The sequence below is a fragment of the Mesorhizobium sp. M7A.F.Ca.CA.001.08.2.1 genome (genome assembly GCF_003998455.1).
Taxonomy (GTDB): Bacteria; Pseudomonadota; Alphaproteobacteria; order Rhizobiales; family Rhizobiaceae; genus Mesorhizobium; species Mesorhizobium ciceri.
This window is the reverse complement of record NZ_RZPW01000146.1, coordinates 1-10,113: the sequence shown is the minus strand read 5'-3', so window position 1 is coordinate 10,113 and position 10,113 is coordinate 1. Positions and strand designations below refer to the sequence as shown.

Here is a 10,113-nt window from a genome sequence, read left to right as displayed (position 1 = left end):
GGCCAGACCATTGGCCACAACGATCTTTTTATCGCCGCTCATGCCTGTGCATTGGGCGCCACGCTGGTGACCGCCAACACGGGCGAGTTCACCCGGATCAGGAATCTGAAGGTCGAAAACTGGCTGGCATAGCGCTCGACCGAGGTTCAAGCCGCCGGAAACAGCTTCCAGCGCCCCGGGCGGAACGCCACCCGGCTTTTCTGGGCCGCGGGGTGATCGACCGGCAGTTCGATTTCGACCCGCTGGCGCTCACCACCGATCTCTAGCTCGACCCGGCGCGTGCCGGCGACGCGGCGGCTGGCGGCGACCGTGCCGGCGATACAGCCGCTGCAGCCGTCCAGCAGTTCGACATCGTGCGGGCGGAAATAGAGCGTCGCATCGCCCGAGGGCTCGTTGGGCGCGGCAATCCCGATCGGACGATCGGCGAGCCAGATCTCGCCATTCTCGACCTTGACGGGAAGCGAGCTCGATTCACCGATGAAGCCGTAGACGAAGGGCGAGTTCGGCGTGTCGTAGATATCGTCGGCGGTGCCGACCTGCTCGATGCGGCCCTGGCTCATCACCACGACGCGGTCGGCAAGCTCCAGCGCCTCTTCCTGGTCGTGGGTGACGAAGACGGTGGTGTGGCCGGTGGCGTCATGGATTTCGCGCAGCCAGCGGCGCAATTCCCGGCGCACCTGCGCGTCAAGCGCGCCGAACGGTTCATCGAGCAGCAGCACCTTGGGTTCGATGGCCATGGCGCGCGCCAGCGCCACGCGCTGCCGCTGGCCGCCGGAAAGCTGCGCCGGATAGCGCTTTTCCAGCCCCGACAGCTGGACAAGGTCCAGAAGCTCGGAGGCGCGGCGGCGGATCTCCTGCGCCGGCGGGCGCGACGGCCCGTGCCGGACCTTCAGGCCGAAGCCGATATTGTCCGCCACCGTCATATGCCGGAACAGCGCATAGTGCTGGAAGACAAAGCCGACATTGCGATCCTGGATCGACTTGTGCGAGGCGTCCTCGTCGCCGAAGAAGATATTTCCCCGCGTCGGCCGCTCCAGTCCGGCGATCAGCCTGAGCAGCGTCGTCTTGCCGGAGCCGGACGGCCCCAGCAACGCGATCAGTTCGCCCGACTTGATGTCGAGCGACACGTCGTGGAGGGCCGGAAACCGGTCAAACTCCTTGCGCACGTTGGCAACGCGAACTTCCATGCAAATCCCTCTGTCAGTGTCCGCGCGTCGCGGCGATCTCGGCGCCGTAGCGCATCTCGAGAAGTGTTTTCAAGACCAGCGTGACGAGCGCCAGGCCCGCAAGCAATGAAGCGACGGCGAAGGCGCCGACGGCGTTGTACTCGTTATAGAGGATTTCGACATGCAGCGGCATGGTGTTGGTCAGGCCGCGTATATGGCCCGACACCACCGAGACTGCGCCGAACTCGCCCATGGCGCGCGCATTGCACAGGAGCACGCCGTAGAGCAGCCCCCATTTGACGTTGGGCAAGGTCACGTACCAGAAGGTCTGCCAACCATTGGCGCCAAGCGAAAGCGCTGCCTCCTCGTCGCCATTGCCTTGCTCCTGCATCAGCGGGATCAACTCGCGGGCGACGAAGGGGAAGGTGACGAAGATTGTGGCCAGCACGATGCCCGGCACGGCAAACAGGATGACGATGCCATGCGCTTTCAGCCAGGTGCCGAGCAGCCCCTGGGCGCCGAACAGAAGCACATAGACGAGGCCCGATATGACCGGGGAGACCGAGAAGGGAAGGTCGATCAGCGTGGTCAGGAAGGCCTTGCCCTTGAACTCGAACTTGGCGATCGCCCAGGCGGCGGAGATGCCGAACACAATGTTGAGCGGTACCGAGATCGCGGCGACCAGCAGCGTCAGCCGGATCGCCGAGCGTGTGTCGGGATTGCCGAGCGCTTCGGTGTAGGCACCGATGCCCTTGGCGAAGGCTTCGTTGAAGACGATGATCAGCGGCAAGAGCAGGAAAATGCCGAGGAAGGCAAAGGCGACGGCCATCAGGGCCAGTCGCGCCGGGCGGCTTTCCGTGACCGCCGCCGATTGGCTTTCATGGTGCGGTTCGTAGGATTTGATCTCCGGATCAGCCATAGCGCTTGCGGCTCCACGACTGTGCGAGATTGACGACCAAAAGCATGATGAATGACAGAGCGAGCATGATCGCCGCAATCGCGGTTGCCGCCGGGTAATTGTATTCCTCCAGCCGGATGACGATCAGCAGCGGCGCGATCTCTGATTTGTAGGGCAAGTTGCCGGCGATGAAGATGACCGAGCCGTATTCGCCGACGCCGCGCGCGAAGGCGAGCGCGAAGCCGGTGACGATGGCCGGCGCCAGGCCCGGAAACAGGATGCGGGTGATGATCTGGAAACGATTGGCGCCAAGGGTGGCCGCGGCTTCCTCCACTTCCTTGTCGATCTCCTCCATGATCGGCTGCACGGTGCGCACGACGAAGGGCAGGCCGATGAAGATCAGCGCGATGACGATACCCAGCGGGGTATAGGCGACCTTGATGCCGAGCGGCATCAGCAATTTGCCGATCCAGCCGTTCGGCGCGTAGAGCGTGGTCAGCGCGATGCCGGCCACAGCCGTCGGCAAGGCGAAGGGCAGATCGACCATGGCATCGACGATGCGGCGGCCGGGGAAGCGGTAACGCACCAGCACCCATGCGACCAGCGTGCCGAAGACGACGTTGACAGCAGCCGCGACGAAGGCAGTGCCGAAGCTGATTCTCAGCGCATTGATGGTGCGGCGATCGGTGGCGATCGCCCAGAATTCAGGCCAGCCAAGGGCGGCCGAGCGCCAGAGCAGCCCGGATAGCGGGATGAGAATGATGAGGGTGAGGTAGGCAAGCGAGAAGCCGAGCGTCAATCCGAAACCCGGAATGACGCTCGGCTGCCTGAATCGCCACCCCGCTTGGGCGGGTGCTGTGGTCATGTCGTCCTGAATATCGACTGCTTACTGGGGCTTGTAGATCTGGTCGAATATACCACCATCGCCGAAATGATAAGGCTGTGCTTTTTTCCAGCCACCAAACTGTGGATCGTCGATGGTTACAAGTTTGATCGGCGGCAGCTTGGCGAGGTCCTCGGCCGGCACCAGATCGGGCTTGGCAGGACGATAATGGTTCTTGGCGATGATCGTCTGCGCTTCCTTGGAATAGAGCCAGCTCAGATAGGCTTCGGCGATCTTGCGCGTGCCCTTGGCATCGACATTGGCGTCGACCACCGCCACCGGCGGTTCTGCCAGGATGGAGGTCGGCGGGTAGACGATGTCGAAATTGTCGGCGCCGAACTCGTCGAGCGCCAGATAGGCCTCGTTTTCCCAAGCGATAAGCACATCGCCGAGACCCTTTTGCGCGAAGGTCACGGTCGAGCCGCGCGCGCCGGTGTCGAGCACCGGGGCATTGGCGTAGAGCTTGCCGACGAACTCCTTGGTCTTGGTCTCGTCGCCGCCGTCATTGGCGTTGGCGTAGGCCCATGCGGCGAGATAGTTCCAGCGCGCGCCGCCGGACGTCTTGGGATTGGGCGTGATCACCTGGACACCGTCCTTGACGAGGTCGCTCCAGTCGTGAATGCCCTTGGGATTGCCCTTGCGCACGAGGAAGATGATGGTCGAGGTGTAGGGCGCCGAATTGTTTTCGAATTTGGTGCGCCAGTCCGGATTGATCTTCTTCGACTTCGAGACGATGGCATTGATGTCGCCTTCGAGTGCCAGCGTCACCACGTCGGCGTCGAGGCCGTCGATCACGGCGCGGGCCTGGGCGCCCGATCCGCCATGCGACTGCTGGACGGTGACCGTCTCTCCGGTCTCGGCCTTCCAATGGGCGACGAAAGCTTCGTCATAGGCCTTGTAGAGCTCGCGTGTCGGATCGTAGGAGACGTTGAGAATGGTGGTATCGGCAAACGCGAAACCGAGCGTGCCGAACTGGACAGATGTGGCGACCAGTGCGCCGAGCAGTTTCCTGAAATGAGGTTTGGTCATTTCTGCCTCCGTTGAACCCGCGCCAAATCTACCGAATTGGTAGAAATTAGATGCATTCAATGTTGCCTTTTTTGCCCCTCTTGAGAAAATGTTCGGCGCCATTTCGTCCTTTGGAGAAATATTTTCCTCTTGCGGCCAAAGGAAGAATCCATGGCCCTGCCACTCAGCCTATCTAGCAATGGGTAGTGCCGAGGCAAGGTGTGGAATTTGATCCGGTGCCTCAATCGGCGGTGATGGGAAAGTCGAAACGCTGTTTGGCGAACGGTTCGCTTTTCAGCGTGAAGTGCCACCATTCCCTTGCATAGTTCTTGAAGCCGCCGGCGCGCATGGCTTCGACAAGCATCTTGCGATTTGCCGCCGCTTCACTGGCAGGGCCGCGGTATGCGGTTTCGCTCATTGAATCAAAGCAGTCGAAACCGGTACCGAAATCGAGCGTGTCGGCATCCCCGGTGCCGCAGGCCGGGTTTGGGCTGGACCTGCGGTCCATCCGGGCGACGGCGACGTCGACGGTCGAGCCACGTGAATGAGTCGACAACTCTCCGACATAGCCCTTGGCGATCAGGTCGCTGCGCCTGACCTCCGGATACCATTGCGGATCGGGCGGCCCGCCCTGTTTTGTCCATTCGCCCATGTCGGCGACGGCGCGGGCAGGGCGGTAGCAATCGAACACCACCAGGGTCAGGCGTTTGGCCGCGATCGCTTTCTGGACAGCGGAGAGTGCCTTCGCCGCATCCTCGGTGAGGATGCAGACCGGGGCGCCATAGCCGTTCACCTTGCGGTGCAGAAAATTATCCGATCCGGCGTAGCGGATGTCCTGGCGGATCGAGGGGTCGACATCGGCGAGCCGGACAAAGCCGGCGGGGAGTGGGTCAGCGAGAGCAGGGAGGGTGATTGCCGTGACAAGGATTGTTGCTGCCAGTGCTGAGGCTGCCGACAGGAAAGGATCGCGCGAGGCACCCCCCTCTGCCTTGCCAGGCATCTCCCCCGCAAGGGGGGAGATTGTCAGCTTTGGCGTCCTGCCCCACCATTGATAACTGGCGAAAGCGGCAAGGACATCCGATCGCCCTCCTTGCGGGGGAGATCGCCGGCAGGCCAGAGGGGGGTGCCTCGGAACAGGCATGGGTGAAGTATCCCGCTATCCGCTGAGCCTGTGGAAAGCCAATTCCACGAATCGCTTGCAGCCGTCTATTCGACAAACACCTTCACGCTCGCCGCGCGTCCCGCGGCGTCGATGACGGTCAGCGTCGAATAGCCGGCGCCGTCGGGCTGCCAGGTCGCGGTGCGGCGACGGTCGATGCCCACCAGCGGCTTGCCGTTGGCGAGCCAGCGGAACGGCGCACGGCCGCCTTGCAGTTTCAGCACCAGCGGCGAGGCGTCGACCGAATTGGTGCCGAGATCGACGCGGGCGCCGTCGGGCGGGAAGATGATGGTCGGTGCGGGTTCGGTCACTGTCGCCTGCACCAGGCCGTCCGCCCCGGCGCCGAAGCGGGCGAGCGTCACCGGCAGGTCCTCGCGCCTGGGGCTGAACAGTCCGGGCGGCTTGCCCGGCAAGGGGACGGCGGCCAGGCCCGAGCGGACAAAACCGTCGAACAGGATGGGAGCGGCCGAGACATAACCGGACAGTCCGGGCACCGCGCCGGCGTCGGGACGGCCGACCCAGACACCGAGCACATAGCGGCCGTCGAAGCCGACCGACCACGCGTCGCGGTAGCCGTAGGACGTGCCGGTCTTGTAGGCAATGCCGCGCTGCAGGGCACCCTCGGGCGGCTTGACGCCCGACAGTATGTCGATGATCTGCCAGTTGGCCTGACCGTCGAGGATGGTGGCGCTGGTGCGCTCGGCATTGGCCGGCTCGGTGCCGTCATGCAGCGCGTGCGTCTTGCCGCCATTGGCGAGCCCTGTGTAGAGCTGGACGAGGTCGCGCAGCGTGACGCCTACGCCGCCAAGGCCGATGGCCAGGCCCGGCGCCTCGTTGACCGGCAGTATGGGGCTGACGCCGGCCTGGCGGAAGCGCGCCATCAGCCGCGTTGGCCCGACCGCGTCGAGCACGCGGATCGCCGGCACGTTGAGCGACAGTTGCAGCGCTTGCCGGATGCTGACATCGCCCTGGTAGCCCATGTCGAAATTCTTCGGCCGGTAGCCGGAGAAATCGACAGGGCTGTCATCGATCAGCGTCTCCTGCGCCACCAGGCCCTGTTCGAAGGCAAGACCGTAGATGAACGGCTTCAGCGTCGAGCCGGGCGAGCGGACGATCTTTGTCATGTCGATCCAGCCGGAGCGGCTGGCGTCGAAGAAATTGGCCGAGCCGACTTCGCCAAGGATGTCGCCGGTGCGGGAGTCGGCCAGCACCATGGCGACCGACAGGCGAGGGCCGAGCTTGGTGGCCGCGTCCTTCGCCACCTGTTCCAGCCCCTCCTGGACGCTCTTGCGGATCGTCAGTTGCAAGGGTTGGCCGGGGACGGCCTTGGGCAACATCGCATAGGCGGCGTGCGCGGCGAGCGCCGGCAGCGTGCGGCGCAGGTCCGAGACATCGTCGAGGGCGGCCCGTGCGGCCTCGCGCTCGCCGAGCAGGCGGGAGGAGACCATTCGGGTCAGCACCCGGTCGCGGGCGGCGTGGGCGATCTTCAAATTGCGGTCGGGCCGGCGCTTTTCCGGCAGCTGCGGCAGAGCGACGAGCAGGGCGGATTCGGAAACGGTGAGCCGTTTCGGCTCCTTGCCGAAATAGGCCAGCGAGGCGGCGCGCACGCCTGCCAGATTGCCGCCATAAGGCGCCAGCGTGAGGTAGCGTTCGAGGATTTCGCGTTTCGACAGCCGCCGTTCGATCTGGATGGCGCGCAGCATCTGCTTGATCTTGGAGCCGAGGCTGCGGCTTTCGCGCGGCTCGATCAGCCGGGCAAGCTGCATCGAAAGCGTCGAGCCGCCGGAAACGATGTGGCCGCTGGTGGCGAACTGGCCGGCGGCGCGCGCCAGCGCCAGCACGTCGACGCCCTCATGGTCCCAGAAACGTTTGTCTTCGTACGTGACCAGCATGTCGACGAATTGCTTGTCGACCTGGTCGAGCCGGGTTTCGAGCCGCCAGTAGCCGTCCGGCGTGGCGAAGGCGCGCAACAACTGGCCGTCGCGGTCCTGGACTTCGGTGGAGACCGTGAGTTCGGCTGGAAGCGGGGGCGGGAAGGCGCGGTCGAGTTCCCAGAGGGACGCGGCGGAAAGGGCGAGGATGCCGGCGCACCCTGCCGCTCCAACAGCGAATTTGCGAAGCATCTTCATGGCAGTAAAGATGCCCCCTCATCCGGCCGCTTCGCGGCCGCCTTCTCTCCGGTGGGGAGAAGAGACTGGCGCCAGCGCTGGCCGTCTCCTCTCCCCTCGGGGAGAGGTCGACCGAGCGAAGCGGAGGGCGGGTGAGGGGGCACTTTGCTCATCGCGTCCATCACCATCAGCGCCTTACGGCGCCTTGATCTCCATCATGCCGGTGGCGGTGCGGGCCGAGTATTGCGGCCGATACATGTCTTCCACCGTTGCCGCGGGGTGCGCATAGGTACCCGGCGTCACGGCGCGCACGACATAGGCGAGGGTCAGATTGTGGTCGTGGTCGCCGTCGGCCGGGTTGAATGCCGCGACGAAACGGTCGTCGCGGAATTCGAGATGGGCCGCATCGGTCTGCGCCAGCCACGAGAAGTTCGTCAACTGGGCGCTGGAGACCAGGCCGGGATTGTCGATCTCGAAGCCGGCCGGCAACAGGTCGGTGACCAGCAGGCGCGATGGCCATGTGTTCTGCTCGTTGACCTTGAGCACGACGACATAGCGTTCGTTCTGCGTCGCCTCGGTGACATTGGCCTCGGTGCCGTCGAGCTTGTAGTAGGTGCGGCTGATGGTGAAGCCATCGCCGCCGGCCGGCAGGGGCTGGACCGGCGACGCCACCGTGGTGACGACGGCCTGCAGCGGGGTCTTGCCGGTGTTGGCGATGGTCAGCGGGCTGTGGACAAGGTCAGAGCCTTCGACCTGGTCGGAGTAGCCGCCGGAATGCGCCGCGCCATTGACGGTCAGCGTGATCGTATCATTGCCTTCTTTCAGCGCGCGGGCCGCCAGCAGCATCCAGGATTCGTCCTGGGTGCTGGTCCAGCGGGCTTCGGCGCGTTCCCTGGTCACCAGCTTGATCAGCTCCGGCACGATTGTCGGTACCGGCTTGGATTCCGCCGCCAACGCCAGCATCGCCGCGCCATCACGCAGCCGCGAACCGTAGTCGGAGCGGTAGTAGTCGTAGTCGGTGGTCGACTTGGCCAACTGCAGGGCAGTCTTGAACGTCGATTCCGCACGCGGTGTATCGCCGTAGAGCGCCAGGCTTGCCGCCAGCTGGGCAACGGCCATCGGGCTGGAAAAAGCTTCGAGTTGCGTGTCCGCATAGTAGCGCAGGTCGCCGATCGAGGCCTTCTTGTTGCGGGCCAGAACGTAGAGGGCGTAGGCGATCTCGCTGCCCCGGTCCTGGACGCTCTGGTCGTAGCCGAGTGAGTTCTGCAGGTTGCTGAGCGCCTGGTTCATGGCCAGGCTCGGCACGTCGTATTTCTGCTCGCGTGCCCTGGTCAGGAAGTCGGTGACATAGGCATCGAGCCACAGATCGCCGGAGCCCGGGCCCCACAGGCCGAAGCTGCCGCCCGAGGCCTGGTAGCTCAGAACCTTGTAGATGGCGTCCTGGATGCGGCCATGGATATCTGGATCGCTGGCCATGCCGATGCCTGACGCCAATTCATTGACGTAGAGAAGCGGCATGGCGCGGCTGGTGGTCTGCTCGGCGCACCCATAGGGGTAGCGGTCGAGCGTCATCAGCAGCGAAGGCACGTCGAAGGCGGCAGCCTGCGAAACGCCGACGCTGACAGAGGCGCCGTCGAGCAGGCTTGCCGCGAGCAGCTCCTTGTCGACGCGAAGCGCGCCGCCATCGCCCTTGAGGTCGACCACCAGGCGGGTGGTGACCGGTAATTGCGCCGGGCGCACCGGCACATAGAGCGTCTGCTCGACCTTGGTGCCGTCGGCATGGGCAAGCTTGATGGTGAGCGAGGCATTGCCGGCCGTCTGAGCGATCAGCGGCACGGTCAGCGTCTGGCGCTTGCCCTGGGCGAGCGTCAGCTTCTGGGGCAGGGGCTTGTCGCCCGTCGACAGGTCACCCGTCGTTTCGATCGAGAACGCATAGTCGCCGGCCGGACCGTCGGTGTCGGCGACGTCGAGGCGCATAACGGCGGCGTCACCAGGCGCCAGGAAGCGCGGCAGGCCGGCGGTGATGACCACGGGATCGCGCACGATCACGTCGGACTGGGCGTGGCCGACCGCGTCCTTGGTCCAGGCGACGGCCATGACGCGCACGGTGCCGTTGAACTGCGGGATGTCGAAGTCGACCCGCGCCTTGCCGTCGGCGTCAAGCTCGACGACGCCGGAGAAGAAGGCGACCAGCTTTTCGGTCGGCGGGCTGCCTTGCGCCTGCATGTTGGCGCCGTCGCCGCCGGTCCTGAGCTTGCCGGCGTTGCCCAGAGAACCGTCGATCAGGCGACCGTAGATGTCGCGGATTTCCATGCCCAGCATGCGCTGGCCGAAGAACCAGTTCTCCGGATCCGGCGCCTTGTAGCTGGTCAGGTTGAGGATGCCGACATCGACGGCGGCAACCATGACATAGGCATTGCTGCCCGCCTGCACGCCGGCGACCGAAACCGGGATCGACAGCTGCTGGCGCGGCATGGTCTTGTCCGGTGGCGTCAAGGTGATGGCGAGCTTCTTCGAACCCGGATCGACCTTCAGCCATTTCACGCCGATGGCGCGGGCCGGCATGCGCGTCTCCTGCGCATCGCCCGGCCGGAACAGGGTTGCGGTGACATAGGCGCCGGCGCCCCAGTCGTCGCCGACCGGAATGTCGACGGTGCTGCCGCCGGCCGGCACTGACGCCGTGATGGTCTTCAACAGCTTGTCGGAGCCGATGTTGATCAAGAGTTCGCCGGCAAAATGCGGCGAGATTTTCAGCTTGGCCACTTCGCCGGCGGCATAATTGTCCTTGTCGAGGGCGATTTCGAGGCCGTCAGGCGTTTCGGTGGTGGTCGAGGAGACATACCAGCCGGCGTCGAACTCGTAGCTGGTCGCCGGTCCTTCGGGATCGGCGG

Annotated in this window: 7 protein-coding genes and 1 pseudogene; 1 reads left to right on the top strand and 7 read right to left on the bottom strand. The window is 64.7% G+C overall.

Features of this window, described 5'->3' with window-relative positions; translation table 11 throughout:
• Positions 1–132, top strand: a pseudogene (locus EN914_RS39175) (type II toxin-antitoxin system VapC family toxin); the annotation flags it as partial.
• A gap of 14 nt (positions 133–146) precedes the next feature.
• Here the strand turns inward: EN914_RS39175 and EN914_RS11505 are convergent.
• The 7 genes from EN914_RS11505 to EN914_RS11475 form a co-directional block, all read right to left on the bottom strand.
• A complete protein-coding gene (locus EN914_RS11505) occupies positions 147–1,187 on the bottom strand; it encodes a sulfate/molybdate ABC transporter ATP-binding protein (protein ID WP_024501523.1) in 1,041 nt (346 codons plus the stop codon).
• 13 nt (positions 1,188–1,200) lie between these two features.
• Positions 1,201–2,085, bottom strand: coding sequence for a sulfate ABC transporter permease subunit CysW (gene cysW / locus EN914_RS11500; RefSeq protein WP_013530874.1), 885 nt, complete (start codon positions 2,083–2,085; stop codon positions 1,201–1,203).
• Positions 2,078–2,929 carry a sulfate ABC transporter permease subunit CysT gene (gene cysT, locus EN914_RS11495; RefSeq protein ID WP_013530875.1) on the bottom strand — a complete coding sequence of 284 codons (852 nt, stop codon included), beginning with the start codon at positions 2,927–2,929 and terminating at the stop codon, positions 2,078–2,080. Before cysT ends, cysW begins: the two co-directional genes overlap by 8 nt.
• 21 nt (positions 2,930–2,950) lie before the next feature.
• A complete protein-coding gene (locus EN914_RS11490) occupies positions 2,951–3,976 on the bottom strand; it encodes a sulfate ABC transporter substrate-binding protein (protein ID WP_013530876.1) in 1,026 nt (341 codons plus the stop codon).
• Positions 3,977–4,196: 220 nt separating this feature from the next.
• Positions 4,197–4,955, bottom strand: coding sequence for a M15 family metallopeptidase (locus tag EN914_RS11485; protein WP_245265283.1), 759 nt, complete (start codon positions 4,953–4,955; stop codon positions 4,197–4,199).
• Positions 4,956–5,161: 206 nt separating this feature from the next.
• Entirely contained in the window at positions 5,162–7,243 is a 2,082-nt protein-coding gene (gene pbpC / locus EN914_RS11480; RefSeq protein WP_024501521.1) for a penicillin-binding protein 1C, read from the bottom strand.
• Between the two features lie 174 nt (positions 7,244–7,417).
• A partial coding sequence (locus EN914_RS11475) for an alpha-2-macroglobulin (RefSeq protein ID WP_164778713.1) occupies positions 7,418–10,113 on the bottom strand: 2,696 nt, incomplete at its 5' end.